This window comes from Actinopolymorpha sp. B17G11 (genome assembly GCF_040196095.1).
Taxonomy (GTDB): Bacteria; Actinomycetota; Actinomycetes; order Propionibacteriales; family Actinopolymorphaceae; genus Thermasporomyces.
Window position 1 is genome coordinate 24,895 of the sequence record NZ_JBEFTW010000003.1, and the last position, 16,676, is coordinate 41,570.

Genomic DNA, 16,676 nt, shown 5'->3' on the forward strand with positions numbered 1-16,676 from the left:
TTCCAGGACTTTTTCCTCAGCCGTCGGAGCTGAACGCGGCATCGAAGGACGCCTCGGACGGCTCGATGTCACAGAGCGCACGCACGACCTTCAACGACTCGGGCGCGCCCATGAGCCGGTCCATGCCCGCGTCCTCCCACTCCACCGAAATGGGTCCGTCGTAGCCGATCGCGTTGAGCGCCCGGAAGCAGTCCTCCCACGGCACGTCGCCGCGGCCGGTCGAGACGAAGTCCCACCCGCGCCGCAGGTCACCCCACGGCAGGTGCGAGGAGAGCCGACCGTTGCGGCCGTTGCCGACGCGACGCTTCGCGTCCTTGCAGTCGACGTGGTAGATCCGATCCTTGAAGTCGAGGATGAACCCGACCGGGTCGAGGTCCTGCCACACGAAGTGGCTCGGGTCCCAGTTGAGCCCGAACGCCGGCCGGTGGCCGATCGCCTCGAGCGTGCGGACCGTCGTCCAGTAGTCGTACGCGATCTCGCTGGGGTGCACCTCGTGGGCGAAGCGCACGCCCACCTCGTCATAGACGTCGAGGATGGGGTTCCAGCGGTCGGCGAAGTCCTGGTAGCCCGCGTCGATCAGCGCATCCGACGCCGGCGGGAACATCGCGACGTACTTCCAGATCGACGAGCCGGTGAACCCGACTACCGTGTCGACGCCGAGCCGGGCGGCCGCCCGCGCGGTCATCTTCATCTCCTCGGCGGCCCGCTGGCGGACACCCTCGGGATCGCCGTCGCCCCAGATCTTGGCGGGCAGGATGTCCTTGTGGCGCTGGTCGATCGGGTCGTCGCAGACTGCCTGCCCCTTGAGGTGGTTGGAGATCGCGAACAACTTGAGGTTGTGCTTCTCCAGGGTGTCGAGCTTGTCCCGGACGTACTTGTCGTCCTCGGCGGCCTTCCAGACGTCCAGGTGGTCGCCCCAACAGGCGATCTCGAGACCGTCGTAGCCCCACTCGGACGAGAGCCGGCACATCTCCTCGAACGGCAGATCGGCCCACTGGCCGGTGAACAACGTGACAGGACGCGGCATGTCTTTCTCCTTCTACGACTTCTACGACGTGACGGGGACCCAGCTCGAGCCGGACTCGGCGCTCGCGAGTACGGCCTCCAGGACCTGCTGCACCTGCAGGCCGTCGGCGAAGCTCGGCGCCGGATCGCTCCCGTCGCCGATCGCCGTCACGAGGTCGCGCGCCTCGTGGGTGAACGTGTGTTCCCAGCCGATGATGTGACCGGGTGGCCACCACGCCGACATGTAGGGGTGGTCGGCTTCGGTGACGAGGACGCGGCGGAAGCCCTGCGTGGCGGGGTCGTCGTCGCTGAAGTAGACCTCGAGCTCGTTCAGGCGTTCGAGGTCGAAGGCGAGCGAGCCCTTCTCACCGTTGATCTCGAGTCGCAGGCCGTTCTTGCGTCCGGTGGCGAACCGGGTCGCTTCGTACGTCGCCACCGCACCACCGTCGAGTCGGGCGATGAACAGCGAGGCGTCGTCGACCGTGACCTCGCCCCGCTCCGTTGCCGAACCCGATCCACCCAGGCCCTCGGTCTCCAGCAGGATCGGGCGTTCCTTGATGAACGTCTCGGTCAGCCCGCTCACACCGGTCACCTTCTGCCCGGTGATGAACTGCGTGAGGTCGACGATGTGCGAGGCGATGTCACCGAGCGCTCCGGAACCCGCGAGCTCCTTCTGCAGCCGCCACACCAGCGGCGCTTCGGGATCGGTGAGCCAGTCCTGCAGGTAGACCGCCCGGATCTGCCTGATCTTGCCGAGCTTGCCGGCTGCGACGAGTTGGCGGGCGTAGGCGGCCGCCGGCACCCGCCGGTAGTTGAAGCCGACCAGCGACTTCACGCCCTTGGCCGATGCCGCTTCCGCCGCCTTCACCATCTCGCGCGCCTCGTCGACCGTGTTGGCCAGCGGCTTCTCGCACAGGACGTGCTTGCCCGCCTCGAGCGCGGCAATGGCGAGCTCAGCGTGGTTGCCGCCCGGCGTACAGACGTCGACCAGGCCGATGTCGTCGCGCTCGACGATCCGCCGCCAGTCCGTTTCGTACGACCGCCAGCCGAGGGAGTCCGCGGCGGCGCGCACCTTGTCCTCGTTCCGGCCACCGATGGCGGCCATCTCGATGCGGTACGGCAGGTCGTAGGCGGCGTTCACGGTACGCCAGGCCTGCGAGTGTGCCTTCCCCATGAAGGAATAGCCGACCATGCCTACGCCGAGCGTCGGCTTGCTGTCACCCATACGTGGTCCTCTTCTCCTTACCGGATGCCGAGCCCTTGCTTACCGGACGCCGAGCAGGTGGTCCATCGCGAGCTGGTCGAGCCGCTCGAAGCCCATGCCACGGTTGGCCAGGGCATCGACGGCCGCGTCGCCCCAATCCTCTTCGCGCAGGGTCGCGTAGGTCTCGCCCGCGGCCAGAGTCGGCCGCGCCAGCTCGTCCAGCTTGGACGTACGAAGCGCCTCCTGCACCTCCGGGTCGGCACGAAACGCACGTGACCGCTCACGCAGGATCAGATAGTTGCGCATGCACCCACGCGCGGACTCCCAGACACCCTCCATGTCCTCGGTCCGTGGCGGCTTGAAGTCGAAGTGTCGCGGACCGTCATATCCTCCGGTCTCGAGGGTGTCGACCGCCCAGAACGCCCCGCGCAGGTTGCCTGCCCCGAACCGCAGGTCCTGGTCGAACCGCGGACCGTGCTGGCCGTTGAGGTCGACGTGGAAGAGCTTGCCGTGCCAGAGCGCCTGCGCGATCCCGTGCGCGAAGTTGACTCCGGCCATCTCCTCGTGCCCGACCTCGGGGTTGAGGCCGACCATCTCAGGGTGCTCCAGTTCGTTGATGAACGCGATCGCGTGCCCGATCGTCGGCAGCAGGATGTCGCCGCGCGGCTCGTTCGGCTTGGGCTCGACCGCGAACCGGATGTCGTAGCCCTGGTCGATCACGTACTGCCCGAGGACGTCGAAGGCCTCCTTCATCCGGTCGAGCGCGGCGCGGATGTCCTTCGCCGCCCCGGACTCCGCGCCCTCACGGCCGCCCCAACAGACGTACGTGGTGGCACCCAACTCCGCCGCCAGGTCGATGTTGTCCATCACCTTGCGGATCGCGAACCGGCGGACGGCCCGGTCGTTGGCGGTGAACGCGCCGTCTTTGAAGATCGGGTGCCCGAACAGGTTCGTGGTCGCCATCGGCACGACCAGCCCGGTCTCGTCGAGCGCCTTGCGGAAGCTCGCGACCGCCTGGTCACGCTCTGCGGCACTCGCCTCGAACGGGAAGAGGTCGTTGTCGTGGAAGGTCACGCCGTACGCACCGAGTTCGGCCAGTTTGCGCACGCCGTGGGCCGGGTCGAGCGGCTCGCGGACCGCGGAACCGAACACGTCCACGCCCTGCCATCCGACGGTCCACATCCCGAAGGAGAACTTGTCCTCGGGGGTCGGTGTGTAGTCGTTCATCCGATCTCCTTCTCTAGGGTTGCGTGCGCCCCACGCCGGGGTGAGAGGGCAGGCACGAGGGTGGGGTCGTCAAGGACGGGTTGCAGGGCTGAGTGCGCCGCGCCTGTCGCGGCGGCGGCGAGGCCCAGGCGGGACAGCGTGATCCGGCAGCCGCCAAGATCGGGCGCGACGACCCGCTCGGCGAGCTCGGCTTCGACCGGCTCACGGAGAAACTCGCCGACCCGGGCGAAGTAGCCGCCGAGCACGAGCACGCGGGGGTTGACCAGGTTGACGAGCATCGAGGCGCCATGGCCGAGCGCACGACCGATCTGCGCGAACGCCCGGAGGGTGCGTGGGTCGCCCGCGGTGGCGCGGGACATCAGCAGGTCCAGGCGTTCGTCGAGATCGCGGCCGTGATCGTGAACGGGATCCGCCTCGTCGGCGGCCAGCCGCAGGAGGGCACCGAGTCCGCACACGGTCTCCAGGCAGCCACGCCGACCGCAGCCGCAGCGCTCGCCGTCCGGTGCCGGTGCGACTGCGAGGTGTCCGACCTCACCGGCGTAGCCCGCACTCCCCCGGACCACCTCGCCGTTGACGACGATCCCACCGCCGATGCCGATGCCGCCCGTGAGGTAGATGAGGTCCCGGTCGGTGGCCGCCACGTCCTGGACGGCGGCGTACTCCGCGAGGGTCGCGAGGTTGGCCTCGTTGTCGACCATGACGCGCGTCCTGGGCAGCCGTCGCCGGAGCAGGTCACGTAGGGCGACATCACGCCATCCGAGGTTCGGTGCGACCCGGACCTGCCCCGAGGCGGCGTCGACCAGCCCTGGAGCGGCGACCCCGACGCCCGCGAGCACGTTGCCCGCGGTCTCCGCCTGCGCTGTCACCCTCGCGATCAGGTCGGCCGCGGCGTCCACGGTGTCCTCGACGCTCGCCGAGACATCGAGGGCCGTACGCGCCTTGGCCCGACGCTCCCCGGCCAGGTCCAGGACGACCGCGGCCAGGTAGTCGACGTTCAGCTCGAGCCCCACCGCCAGCACGCGCTCTCCGATGAGCTCGACCTGCTGCCCGGGGCGGCCGACCAGGCCGGCCTTGGTGGGCTCATGGCTGCGGACGAGACCGCGGGTGGAAAGCTCGCCGACCAGGCTGGACACCGTGGCCTTGGTGAGCAGGGTGTCCGCGGTCAGCTGGGCTCGGGTGCGAGGACTGGAGCGCAGGGCCCGCACGACGACCGCCAGATTGGCCCTGCGTACGGCGCCCTGATCCGCCCTCCCGAGGAGGCGCGTCGGCGCATCTGTCACCCAGCCGCCTCCCAGGTCTGACAACCGCCTATTCGTTCAGGTCCCGAACAAACTAGACCTGTCGACGAGGCGGGTCAAGACGGGCGGCGCCGGGTCGGCGGCGCCTGCTCAAACCGACGACGGTTCGCGGATCGGCTCCCGCGTGGATGAGTGTTCGTCCACCGTGGAGTCGCGCACGGACTCCTCACGCGCTGATCGTTCCCGCTCCGACTGCTCACGCACGGCCTCTTCACGCGCGGCCTGCTCACGAGTCGATCGATCCCGCTCCGACTGCTCACGCACGGCCTGCTCGCGTACCGGCGAAACCCTGGACTCCTGGCGCACCGGCGCCGGCCGCTGGGGTGCGGGTCGTGGATCAGGTTCCCACCGGCCCGGGTCGGACGTCAGCCCGAGTAGATAGGTGATCGTGCACTCGAGTGCTCGCGCGAGCTCTGGAAGCTTCGCGACGTCGAGGCCGGTGCCGTGCTCGAGGCTGCTCAGCGCCTTGTTGGTCGTGAGCATGCCGAGCCGGGCCAACCGGCTGACCACCTGCTTCTGCGTGAGCCCGAGATCGCGTCGGCGCTCACGGAGCCGTTGTCGTACGACAAGACGGCGACGCGCACCAGCGCCGCCCGGAACTATCGCCATCGTCCCTCCCCGAACGGCACCATCCCCATTCAGGAAGGGGACCAATCACGGACGGACCCCCCGCGCGCGCCGTCGCCACTATCCGTGCATGGCCGTCCGGGCGTTCGCGTAGGCGGCACGGATCTGCGCGCCCGCGTCCGGGTCGACGTCCCGGGTACGTTCGGCGACGCTCTCCGCGAGAGTCCACTCCGGCGGTGCCGCGCCCCCGGCCAACGCCCAGGCCGCCTGCCGCGCCGCACCCAGTGCGACGTACTCGGCCGGCGTCGGCACCGTGACCGGGCCCCCGAAGACCAGCGGCGCAACGGCCTGTACGACCGGTGAGCGGGCAGCACCACCGATCAGCAGGATCCGGCGTACGACCACACCCTGGTCACGCAGGGCGTCAAGCCCGTCGGCGAGGCCACACAGCATCCCCTCGACCGCGGCGCGGGCGAGGTTCTCCGGGGTCATGGCGGAACGGCGCAGGTTGTGCAGGGAACCCGCGGCGTCAGGCAGATTGGGCGTACGTTCGCCGTCGAGGTAGGGCAGAAGGACCAGGCCACCGGCGCCAGGTGCGGCGGCCAGCGCCAACCGGTTGAAGCCTTCGATGTCCGTGCCCAACATCGCCGCGGTGGCGTTGATCACCCGCGCGGCGTTGAGGGTACAGACGAGCGGAAGGAACCGGCCGGTGGCATCGGCGAAGCCGGCGACGATGCCCGACCCGTCGGTGGTCGGCCGGTCGTGTACCGCGAAGACCGTGCCGCTGGTGCCGAGCGACACGACCACGTCGCCCGCGCCGATGCCGAGGCCGAGGGCAGCGCCCATGTTGTCGCCCGTGCCGGCCGACACGAGCGCACCACTGGAGGTCTCCCCCGCTGTCTCTGCCGGGCCGAGGACCGTGGGCAGTTCCGGCGTACGACCGAAGGCGAGCTCCAGCAGCTCGGTCCGGTACTCGCCTGTGACCGGTGACCAGTACAACGTGCCGGACGCGTCTCCGCGGTCGGTGGCGGCGGTGGTCGGACGCCCGCAGAGCTGCCAGGTGAGGTAGTCGTGGGGAAGCATGACCTGGGCCACCCGGTCGGCGTTCGCCGGCTCGTGCTCGGCCAGCCAGGCGAGCTTGGTGACGGTCATGCTCGCGAGGGGTACGGATCCCGTCGCGTCGGCCCACGCCTGCGGTCCGCCGAGCTTTTCGATCAGGTCGGTGGCGGCCCCGGCGGAGCGGGTGTCGTTCCAGAGCAGCGCCGGCCGGACCTCGCTGCCGGACTCGTCCAGCGTGACCATCCCGTGTTGCTGCCCGGCGACGCCGACGGCCGCCACGTCGTCGAGCAGCCCGTCGCCCGCCTCCTGGAGAGCGGCCCACCAGGCGTGGGGCGGACACTCGGTTCCGTCCGGATGGGGTGCTGCGCGCTCCGCGAGCACCGCACCGGACTCCGCGTCGCAGACGACGACCTTGCAGGACTGGGTGGACGAGTCGATCCCGGCAACCTTCGGCATGCCCAAAACCTAGCCGCCGCGCCGATCAGGCGACCAGCCGCCGGTGACAGGCGTCAGTCGAGGCCACCGATGGCGCGGTCACGCAGGGCCCGACGGTGCTGCTCGAGCGCGACCAGTTCGCCGAAAAGCTTGTTGTAGGCCTCGGTCTGCTCGACCGGGTTCATCCGCTGCAGGCGGGACTTCACGTCGGCGATCTGCCGGGCCGCCGCCAGCTCCTGGACCCTGGCGAGCAGCGAGCTGGCGTACCGCTGGTCCGGTCCCGCCGTGGCCCGGAGGGGTTCGACGGCCAGGGCCGTCACCAGGGCACGTACGCCGTCGTCGACAGCCTTGTCACCGACCCCGGCCACCCAGGCGTCACCGCCGGCCGAGGTCCCCGCGCCGCCGGCCGCCGCCATCGCATGGCGCACGGCCACGTAGCCCGGATGGGTGAACACCTCGTCCTCGAGCGAGTCGAACGCGGGACCGGCGAGCGTCGGAGACTGCATGACCAGCTTGAGCAGCTCCCGCTCCACCGTCAGGCGCGGGTCGTCGCGGTCGGGCAGCGGTGTGGCGGGGACGTTCGGGCGCTCCGGCGGAGCCGCACCCCGGACCCGGGCGGTCCCCCGGCCCTGACCCTTCCGACCGTCGTTCTCGCCCGCACCCATCGCTCGCCCGACCTCGGCGCGGACCTCCTCGACCTCCAGCCCGAGCAGGCCGGCCAGCTCGCGGGCGTACGCACCGGCCTTGGCCTTGTCTCGGACGGACCTGAACAGCGGGGCGGTCGCCCGCAGTGCGTCGATCCGGCCGTCGGCGCGGTCGAGGTCGTAGCGGCGCAGAACGTTGCCGAGGACGAAGCGGTAGAGCGGCACCCGACGGGCGATCAGGTCGCGGACCGCGGCGTCACCGTGTGCCAGGCGCAGGTCGCACGGATCCATGCCGGACGCCTCGACCGCGACGTAGGTCTGGGACACGAACTGCTGGTCACCGTCGAAGGCCCGCATCGCCGCCCGCTGACCGGCCTCGTCGCCGTCGAAGGTGAAGATCACCTCGCCACGGAACTCGTCGTGGTCGAGGAGCAGCCGCCGCAACACCCGCCCGTGGTCCTCACCGAACGCGGTACCGCACGTCGCCACCGCGGTGGGCACGCCGGCGAGATGACAGGCCATGACGTCGGTGTAACCCTCGACGACCACGGCCTGCTGTCGCCGGGCGATCTCGCGGCGGGCCAGGTCGACGCCGTACAGCACCTGGCTCTTGTGGTAGATCGGTGTCTCCGGGGTGTTGAGGTACTTCGCCTCCACCCGGTCGTCGTCGAAGAGCCGGCGGGCCCCGAATCCGACGACGTCTCCGGCGAGCTCACGGATCGGCCAGACGAGTCGGCCGCGGAACCGGTCGTAGCGGCCACGTGCACCGGTGGCGACGAGGCCGCTGGTGACGAGCTCCTCGTCGGCGAACCCGCGGCCGCGCAGGTGCGAGAGCAGCGCTCCGGGTCCGCGTGGCGCGAACCCGATCCCGAATGTCTCGGCCGCCGCCTTGTCGAACCCGCGCTCGGACAGGAACGTCCGCCCGGCGGCGGCATCAGGCGAGTCGTGCAGCTGCTCGGCGTAGTAGTCCGCGGCCGCCTTGTGCGCCTCGATGAGCCGCGCCCTGCTGCCGTGCTCCTTGCGTTCGGGCCGACCGCCGTCCTCGTACCGCAAGGTGATGCCCGCCTGCGCGGCGAGGCGCTCAACCGCCTCCACGAAGCCGAGGCCCTCGATCTTCTGCAGGAACGAGATGGCATCCCCGCCTTCGGCACAGCCGAAGCAGTTCGATGTCAAGATGTTATCGGCGAGCGCGAAGGCGTGGCCGTCCTCGACCTCGGCGCAGAAGACCTCCTCCACCCGGTCGGTCGGTTCGACGGAACGGACCACCCAGCCGCGCCGGACGTACTCCTTGTGCGTGCTCTGAAAGCGCCGCCGGTGTTCGTCAAGGAGGAAGAACTCGTCGGTGAGATCGTCGTTGACGAGGTGGACGCGATAGAGGGCGCTCGGCTCGCGTCCGGGGAACCCCTCCCGCATCTGCATCGTGATCCCGTACGTGCCGATGCCCAGGCGCGTGCAGACGGTACGCACGAACTCGAGGTTCTCCCGCTTGGCGGAGTTCAGCATCACGGTGCCGTCCTTCGCCACGCAGCCGTCCGCCGCGAAGTAGCCCGCCAGCCAGCCGTACAGATACGGGACCGATTCGTCGAGGGACGGCAGGGACTTGAAGAACCGCGGCAGGTGATGCACGAGCAGGTTGTCGCCGTCGGCGCTCACGTAGCTGTTCGGAAACCATTTGAGGAGCTCGTTGTCCTTGGGCGGGCACAGCTTCGCCATGGCGCCCGTGCCGTTCAGAGTTCCGTCACCGTACGTGATTCCGTGCGCGATACCGAACGGCGAGGGCGTGGTCTGACGGATCCGCGACCTGGGATAGACGTACGCAAGTCGGTGCCCGGGACGAAGGTCCGTCGTCAACGCCTCGCGGGTCGACTGCAACGTCTTGCCGGATCGCACGAACCAGCGGTGCCCGTCGGTCGCGTACAGCTCCTTGACCTGCTGGTTCCGCGTCAGCGTGATCTTGAACAACCGCTGGACGCCGTACGACCGGAAGGGCGCCTCAACCCAGTCGGCGTGCCGGCCCAGCACCCGATGCACGCCACCTGCAAGCCCCCGGATGGGCCGCGGACCGTCCCATGTGAGCACCTCCGTCTCACCGGCAAGACAGTGGAACGCGCCGAGCTGGGGGCGGACGTTGAACGACGGAGACTTCTCGTCGTGGAAGGGACACAGGCCCTTCATCGACCCCGCACCCGCGGGCCGCAAGGTGACGTACTGCGACACCACCTCGTCGATCCGCGTCCGTTCGCGGACCAGCGCGATGTCGTCGTCGCGGATCCGGCCGGCCATGTTCGCGAGTCTACGGCTGGCGGACCCGCCGGCTACGCGCGGCACACGGCCGGCGGCGATCACAGCTCACCTGTGGCGTGCCGGCATCGTTTCCGTAACACTCCGCCCGCAACCACTTGCCAGCATCCATGGCCCGGTGGTCATCTTTTGCCACCCGACTTCGCCGGGCACATCGCGGCGGCATCGGATGCCTCTACCGAACAATCACAGGGAGCTATGCCGTGCGGACTAATCGGAGACGCAGCCGACTTGTGGGGCTGGGTGCAGGGGTCGCGCTCTTCCTCGCTGCCTGCGGCGGGGGTGGTGGCGGAGGGGATGACACCGGTGGCGACGAGGGCGCGGGCCCGAAGGCGCCGGCCGCGGTCACCATCACCCACACCTTCGAACAGGAAATCGACGCTTACAACGGCAACACCGCTGAGAACAACGCCAGCAAGAACAACATCGTGCTGCAGCGCGTGCTCACCGGCTTCTGGTACTTCGACGACAAGGGCGAGGTCGCTCCCAACACCGAGTTCGGCACGTACGAGAAGACCTCCGACGACCCGTTGACGATCGAGTACTCCATCAACCCGAAGGCCACCTGGTCAGACGGCACGCCGATCGACTGCGACGACGTCCTGCTGTTCTGGGCCGCGAACTCCGGCAAGGTCGGCAAGGACCTGTTCTCGACCTCCGGCACGACCGGCGTCGAGCTCATCGAGGTCCCCGACTGCGCCGCCGGGGACAAGGACTTCACGTTCCGCTATTCCGAGCCGTTCGCCGACTGGGAGGGTCAGGGTGGACCCGGCGCCGCCGACCTCATGCCGGCCCACGTGGTCGCGAAGCAGGGTGGGCTCAGCGAGCAGGAGTTCATCGACGCGGTCAAGAGCCAGGACGACAAAGCCCTCGCCAAGGCGGCCGAGTTCTACAACTCCGGTTGGGTCATGGAGCCGGGCAAGTTGGCCGAGGAGTCGCTGATCCCGTCGTCTGGTCCGTACAAGCTCAGCAAGTGGGACGCCGGTCAGTCGATCACGTTGACCGCCAACGACAAGTACTGGGGCGACCCGCCGGCGGTGAAGAACGTCGTGATCCGCTTCATCGTGCAGGACGAGCAGGTGCAGGCTCTGCAGAACGGTGAGGTCAACATCATCGAGCCGCAGACCAACCCCGACCTGCTGAACCAGCTCGAGTCGGCTCAGGGCGTCAAGGTCGAGACAGGTACGCAGTACCTCTATGACCACCTCGACTTCAACTTCAACAAGAACAACCCCTTCTCGGACCGGAAGCTGCGCGAGGCGTTCACGAAGTGCGTACCCCGCGAGCTGATCGTCGACAACCTGATCAAGCCGGAGCAGGCCGACGCGGAGCCGATGGACGTCCGCAACGTCGCGCCGTTCGATGCCCGCTACGAAGGGGTCGTCGAGGCCGCGCAGATGGACGCGTACGCCGAGCCTGACATCGAGGGCGCGAAGGCACTGCTCGCCGAGACGGGCAACGAAGGCATGGAGGTCAAGGTCGGATACAACACGCCGAACCCGCGCCGCACCCAGGTCGTCGAGCTGATCGCGGACTCCTGCGGCAAGGCTGGCTTCAAGGTGGTCGACGCTGGTGCGGAGAACTTCTTCGAGGCAGACGGTGACCTCGCGACGAACCGGTTCGACGTCGCACTGTTCGGTTGGGCCGGGTCGTCGCTGGTGAGCGGTTGGGCGTCGACCTTCACCACGCCGACCGCCTGCACGCCGTCCGGCAAGGGCAACAACAACGGCTGCTACTCCAACCCGGAAGTGGACAAGCTGATCAAGGAGCTCAACGCCACGCTCGACTCCGAGGAGCAGGCCAGGTTGATCGGCGAGGTCGAGCGGATCCTCTGGGAGGACCTGGTGACGATTCCGCTCTACTCGCAGCCGGCCCTGTCCGCGTGGACGGACACGCTGACGAACATCACGCCCAACCCGTCCCAGGCGTCGATCACCTGGAACATGGACGAGTGGTCCATGTCCTGACGCTGACGACACAGCCGCAGAACTCAATGTGAGACAGGCGTACGGGGACGGAGCTCCAAGCTTTCCGTCCCCGTACGTCTGAGATGCCGAAGATATGCGTGGGATGCCGAACATACGCGTGGGATGCAGAAGAGGAGCAGCAAGCCGTGACCGCCTTCATCGCCCGCCGACTGATCATCTCCTTCTTCGTTCTGCTGGCCGCGACATTCCTCGTCTACACGTTGACGGCGCTCTCCGGCGACCCGCTGGCCGATCTCCGGCAGGACCAGACCCCGCAGCGGGAAGAGAAGATCGCCGAACGCACCGAACGCATGCAGCTCGACGTCCCCATCCCGCTGCGCTACGTCGGCTGGCTCACCGCAGTGGCCCAGGGTGACTTCGGCACGGCCCGCAACGGGGTCGAGGTCGGAACCCTGCTGGGGCAGGCGGTCTCGGCGACGCTGCAGCTCGTGCTCGCGGCCACCGTGCTCGCCATCATCTGCGGTGTCATGGTCGGCATCGTCACCGCGCTCCGGCAGTACACCGGATTCGACTACACCGTGACCTTCGCGTCGTTCCTCTTCTTCTCGCTGCCGTCGTTCTGGGTCGCCGTGATGCTCAAGCAGTACGCCGCGATCGAGTTCAACAACTGGCTGCGCGATCCCACGATCCCCCTGGCCGTCATCGTCGTCCTCGCGCTCGTCGCGGGGGTGGGGTGGGCGGCGGTTCTGGGGGGTGACCTACGGCGCCGGGCGGCGGCGTTCGCGGTCGCGGCCGCCACGACCGGTGGGATTCTCGCGTACCTGTCCTTCACCCGCTGGTTCGCCGATCCCCGACTGGGCTTCGCGGTGGTCCTGGTCGTGTCTTTGGCGGCGGGCCTCGGCGCCACGACGTTGTTCGCCGGACTCCGCGCCAGGGACCCACTGGTCGCCGCACTCACCACCGCGGTCCTCGGTTCGGTCCTTTCCCTCGCACTCGATCCGGTCCTCGCCGACCCGACCTGGTTGCTGCTCATCGGACTGGCGCTCGTGACGGTCGTCGTGAGTGCGGCGATCGGTTACGTCCTCGGCGGACTGCAGCGCCGGCAGGCAATGTCGGCCGCGGTGCTCACCGGGTTGTTCTCGGCCGGGCTGATCTTCTTCGACCACTTCCTGCGTGCGTTCTCGGGCTACAGCGACCTCGTGCTGGGGCGGCCGATCTCCACCATCGGTGCGCGGACCCCGAACTTCGAAGGCGACTTCTGGCAGCTGACCTGGGACGCCACGGGTCACATCGCGTTACCGAGCATGGCGCTGGTGCTGATCTCGTTCGCGACCTACACGCGGTACACGCGCGCGAGCATGCTCGAGATCCTCAACCAGGACTACGTACGCACGGCACGGTCGAAGGGTCTCACCGAGCGCAGCGTCATCGTCCGGCACGCGTTCCGTAACTCGCTCATCCCGATCACCACCCTGATGGCGTTCGACTTCGCCGGCGTCGTCGGCGGCGCCATCATCACCGAGGAGGTCTTCGGCTGGCAGGGCATGGGGCGGCTGTTCAGCGAAGGGCTACGGGAGGTCGACCCCACTCGGGTGATGGCGTTCTTCATCGTCAGCGGCACGGCCATCGTCGTGTTCAACATGATCGCCGACATCGCCTACGCCTACCTCGACCCCCGCATCCGCTTGTCCTGACCAGGCCGTACGAATGGAGCAGAGGAGGCGCCGATGACGACAGTGACCAAGGCGGACCCGCCGACCGGGCCGGGCTCGGGCGCCGGCCCCGACGAGGCGCAGGGTATGGCCGTCGTCGCACGGACGCAGGGGCAGATGATCCGGCGCCGGTTCTTCCGGCACCGCGCGGCCCTCGCCGGAATGGTCCTGCTCGGCGCCATCCTCGTCCTCTCGTTCAGCTCCATCGGTGTCGGCCCGATCCCCGGATGGTGGGACACGCCGTACTCCGCCACCGCCCCGGTGGTCGACGGTGGCCGGCCGACGCTCAGCGTGGTCCCTCGATTCCTCGGCGGAGAAGGGTTCCGGTTCGGCGAGCATCCGCTGGGCCAGGACAACGTCGGCAAGGACTACTTCGCGCTGACGATGCGCGGCGCGCAGCAGTCGATCACCATCGCGTTCATCGTGGGTCTGGTCGCCACCGTCGTGGGCAGCACGGTGGGCGCGCTCGCCGGCTACTTCCGCGGGCGGTGGGAAACCGTCCTCATGCGCTTCACCGACGTGATGATCACCATCCCGCTGGTCGTGATCGCCGCCGTCGTCGGACGGATGGCGGGCAACTCCGGGATCATCATGCTCGGCGTGGTCCTGGGCCTGGTGGTGTGGACGCAACTGGCCCGCCTCGTGCGCGGGGAGTTCCTCTCGCTCCGCGAGAAGGAGTTCGTCGAGGCGGCACGCGCCGCCGGCACCCGCCCGCTGCGGATCATCTTCCGCCACATCATGCCCAACGCCATCGGCGTCATCGTGGTGAGCGCGACGCTCACCATCGCGAGCGCGATCCTGCTCGAGACGGCGCTGTCGTTCCTCGGCTTCGGCGTCCAGAAACCCGACGCGTCACTCGGCACGCAGATCAGTGAGTACCGCGCCGCGATGCTGACCCGCCCGTGGCTCTTCTGGTGGCCGGGAACGTTCATCATCGCCATCGCGCTGGCGGTCAACTTCATCGGCGACGGCCTGCGGGACGCGTTCGACCCCCGACAGAACCGGGTGCGTGAGTAGATGACGAGTGCCTTCGATCGCGGCAGCGAAGTACTGGATTTCGGCTCCGACGATGCGCCACAGGACCCGCACGTGGTCACCGGACTCGCCGACACGCGCCTGCCCTCACGGGAGGAGATCCTGCGGGTCGAGGACCTGACGGTGAGCTTCCCGACCGACGACGGCCTGGTCCGGGCCGTGCGGGGCGTGTCGTACGCCGTGCACGAACGCGAGGTCCTCGGCATCGTCGGCGAGTCCGGGTCGGGCAAGTCGGTGTCGTCGATGGCGGTCATGGGACTGCTGCCGAAGTCGGCACGGATCACCGGCCGCGTCCACTTCCGTGGCGAGGACGTCCTCACGATGTCCCCGCGGCGCCGGCGCGGCCTGCGTGGCCGGGCGATCGGGATGGTCTTCCAGGACCCGATGACCGCACTCAACCCGGTACGCACGATCGGCGACCAACTCGCCGAAACCGTACTCTCCCACCAGGTGATGTCCCGCAAGCAGGCGTTCGCGCGGGCCGAGGAGATGCTCGACCTCGTGGGCATCCCGCAGGCACGGACCCGGCTGCGCGCCTATCCGCACGAGTTCTCCGGCGGTATGCGGCAGCGGGTGATGATCGCGATGGCGGTGATCAACCGGCCGGACGTCATCATCGCCGACGAGCCGACCACCGCCCTCGACGTGACGGTGCAGGCCCAGATCCTCGAGAAGCTGCTCGAGGTCAAGGACGCCGTGGGCGCCGCGATCATCCTGATCACCCACGACCTCGGGGTGATCGCCGGCATGGCTCACCGGGTGCTCGTGATGTACGCAGGGCGCCCGGTCGAGATCGGCGACACCGACAGCGTGTTCTACCGGCCGAGGATGCCTTACACCGCAGGGCTTCTGGGCTCGATCCCCGCGCTGGACGTGGCGAGCGGCGAGCGGCTGCGCCCGATCAAGGGCAGTCCACCCTCGCTCATCAGCCTGCCCTCGGGCTGCCCCTTCCAGCCGCGCTGTCCGCTGGCCGACGAGGTCTGTCGTACGTCGGAGCCGGACCTCACCGCGACCGACGACGACGGGCACCGGGCCGCCTGCCACCACTGGTCGACGCTGGCCGGGAGCGACGATCCGACCGCGTACTTCCGTACCGAGAGCGAGGCGTCGACCCCATGACTGTGCTACCCGCCGGCCCCCCGCGCTCCGCTCCTCGCTTCGCTGCGATGCTCACGCGGGAGGCCGGCTCATGACCGCGACTCCCGCGCACGCAGCCACGGTGGTCGGCCGCCGGGCCGAGGATCCGACACCACAACCCGGGGGCGACCACCTGCTCGAGGTCACCGACCTGGTGATGACGTTCCCAGTGCGTGGCAGCGGCTTCCTCCGTCGCGTTGTCGGGCAGGTCCACGCGGTGAGTGGGGTGTCGTTGTACGTCGACGCGGGCGAGACGCTCGGAATCGTCGGCGAGTCCGGCTGCGGCAAGTCGACGACCGGCCGGGCGATCCTGCAACTGCACGTGCCCACGTCGGGCTCGGTCCGCTTCGCCGGCAAGGAGCTGACCACCCTGCCCAGGCGGGAGATGCAGGAGGTGCGGCGCGACGTCCAGATCGTGTTCCAGGACCCGTACGCCTCCCTCAACCCGAAGCTTCCGGTCAACGACATCATCGCCGAACCGTTGAAGGTGCACCGCCGCTGGCGTGGTGGCGGCGGGCCGGCCAGGGTCGCGGAGCTGCTGGAGCTGGTCGGGCTCAACCCCGAGCACGGCAACCGCTACCCACACGAGTTCTCCGGCGGGCAGCGGCAGCGGATCGGCATCGCGCGCGCCCTGGCCCTGGAGCCGAGGCTGCTGGTGCTCGACGAGCCGGTGTCGGCGCTGGACGTCTCGGTGCAGGCGGGCGTGGTCAACCTGCTGGAGGACCTGCAGGACACGCTGGGTCTTGCGTACCTCTTCATCGCCCACGATCTCTCCGTGGTCCGGCACATCTCCGACCGGGTGGCGGTGATGTATCTCGGCAAGGTGGTCGAGACCGGAGTGCGCGACGATCTCTACACCCGGCCGGCCCACCCCTACACGCAGGCGCTGCTCTCGGCCGCGCCCACGGCTGACCCGGCGGTCGAGCGGCGCCGGGAGCGGGTCATTCTCACCGGCGACGTACCGAGCCCGATCGATCCGCCGAGCGGGTGTCGCTTCCGGACCCGCTGCTGGAAGGCGCAGGAGGTCTGCGCGAGCGAAGAGCCTGCCCTCGTCGACCGGGGCAACGGTCATCCGGTCGCCTGCCACTTCGCCGAGGTCGCCGGCGTCCTCTGAGCGCCCGCCG

At 69.1% G+C, this 16,676-nt stretch carries 12 protein-coding genes and 1 pseudogene; 5 read left to right on the forward strand and 8 right to left on the reverse strand.

Annotated elements, in window-relative coordinates; genetic code table 11:
- Window positions 1–16: 16 nt before the first annotated feature.
- The 8 genes and pseudogenes from ABN028_RS04395 to ABN028_RS35270 form a co-directional block, all read right to left on the reverse strand.
- Window positions 17–1,027: a sugar phosphate isomerase/epimerase family protein gene (locus ABN028_RS04395; RefSeq protein WP_349695708.1), complete on the reverse strand. Its 1,011-nt coding sequence runs from the start codon at window positions 1,025–1,027 to the stop codon at window positions 17–19.
- 21 nt (window positions 1,028–1,048) lie between these two features.
- Window positions 1,049–2,230, reverse strand: coding sequence for a Gfo/Idh/MocA family protein (locus tag ABN028_RS04400; RefSeq protein WP_349695709.1), 1,182 nt, complete (start codon window positions 2,228–2,230; stop codon window positions 1,049–1,051).
- A gap of 39 nt (window positions 2,231–2,269) precedes the next feature.
- On the reverse strand, window positions 2,270–3,436 hold the full coding sequence (xylA, locus tag ABN028_RS04405; RefSeq protein WP_349327695.1) for a xylose isomerase: 1,167 nt from the start codon (window positions 3,434–3,436) through the stop codon (window positions 2,270–2,272).
- A complete protein-coding gene (locus tag ABN028_RS04410; protein WP_349327694.1) occupies window positions 3,433–4,716 on the reverse strand; it encodes an ROK family protein in 1,284 nt (427 codons plus the stop codon). Before ABN028_RS04410 ends, xylA begins: the two co-directional genes overlap by 4 nt.
- A 108-nt stretch (window positions 4,717–4,824) precedes the next feature.
- Window positions 4,825–5,343, reverse strand: coding sequence for a hypothetical protein (locus ABN028_RS04415; protein WP_349695710.1), 519 nt, complete (start codon window positions 5,341–5,343; stop codon window positions 4,825–4,827).
- Between the two features lie 78 nt (window positions 5,344–5,421).
- On the reverse strand, window positions 5,422–6,816 hold the full coding sequence (xylB, locus tag ABN028_RS04420; RefSeq protein WP_349695711.1) for a xylulokinase: 1,395 nt from the start codon (window positions 6,814–6,816) through the stop codon (window positions 5,422–5,424).
- A 53-nt stretch (window positions 6,817–6,869) separates the two neighbouring features.
- The gene (gene dnaG / locus ABN028_RS04425) at window positions 6,870–9,152 is read right to left on the reverse strand and encodes a DNA primase (RefSeq protein ID WP_502879165.1); all 2,283 of its coding nucleotides are present in this window, start codon (window positions 9,150–9,152) and stop codon (window positions 6,870–6,872) included.
- Window positions 9,153–9,536: 384 nt separating this feature from the next.
- Window positions 9,537–9,722: pseudogene (locus ABN028_RS35270) on the reverse strand (CHC2 zinc finger domain-containing protein); the annotation flags it as partial.
- A gap of 221 nt (window positions 9,723–9,943) precedes the next feature.
- Between ABN028_RS35270 and ABN028_RS04430 the strand changes: the two are divergent.
- The 5 genes from ABN028_RS04430 (at window position 9,944) to ABN028_RS04450 (ending at window position 16,666) form a co-directional block, all read left to right on the forward strand.
- Window positions 9,944–11,707, forward strand: a complete 1,764-nt coding sequence (locus tag ABN028_RS04430) for an ABC transporter family substrate-binding protein (RefSeq protein WP_349695713.1) — start codon at window positions 9,944–9,946, stop codon at window positions 11,705–11,707.
- 146 nt (window positions 11,708–11,853) lie between these two features.
- Window positions 11,854–13,362: an ABC transporter permease gene (locus tag ABN028_RS04435; RefSeq protein ID WP_349327689.1), complete on the forward strand. Its 1,509-nt coding sequence runs from the start codon at window positions 11,854–11,856 to the stop codon at window positions 13,360–13,362.
- Between the two features lie 33 nt (window positions 13,363–13,395).
- Complete coding sequence (locus ABN028_RS04440) at window positions 13,396–14,397, forward strand: ABC transporter permease (RefSeq protein ID WP_349327688.1); 1,002 nt, start codon at window positions 13,396–13,398, stop codon at window positions 14,395–14,397.
- Complete coding sequence (locus tag ABN028_RS04445; RefSeq protein WP_349695714.1) at window positions 14,398–15,534, forward strand: ABC transporter ATP-binding protein; 1,137 nt, start codon at window positions 14,398–14,400, stop codon at window positions 15,532–15,534.
- 70 nt (window positions 15,535–15,604) lie between these two features.
- On the forward strand, window positions 15,605–16,666 hold the full coding sequence (locus ABN028_RS04450) for an ABC transporter ATP-binding protein (protein ID WP_349327686.1): 1,062 nt from the start codon (window positions 15,605–15,607) through the stop codon (window positions 16,664–16,666).
- Window positions 16,667–16,676: the final 10 nt, after the last annotated feature.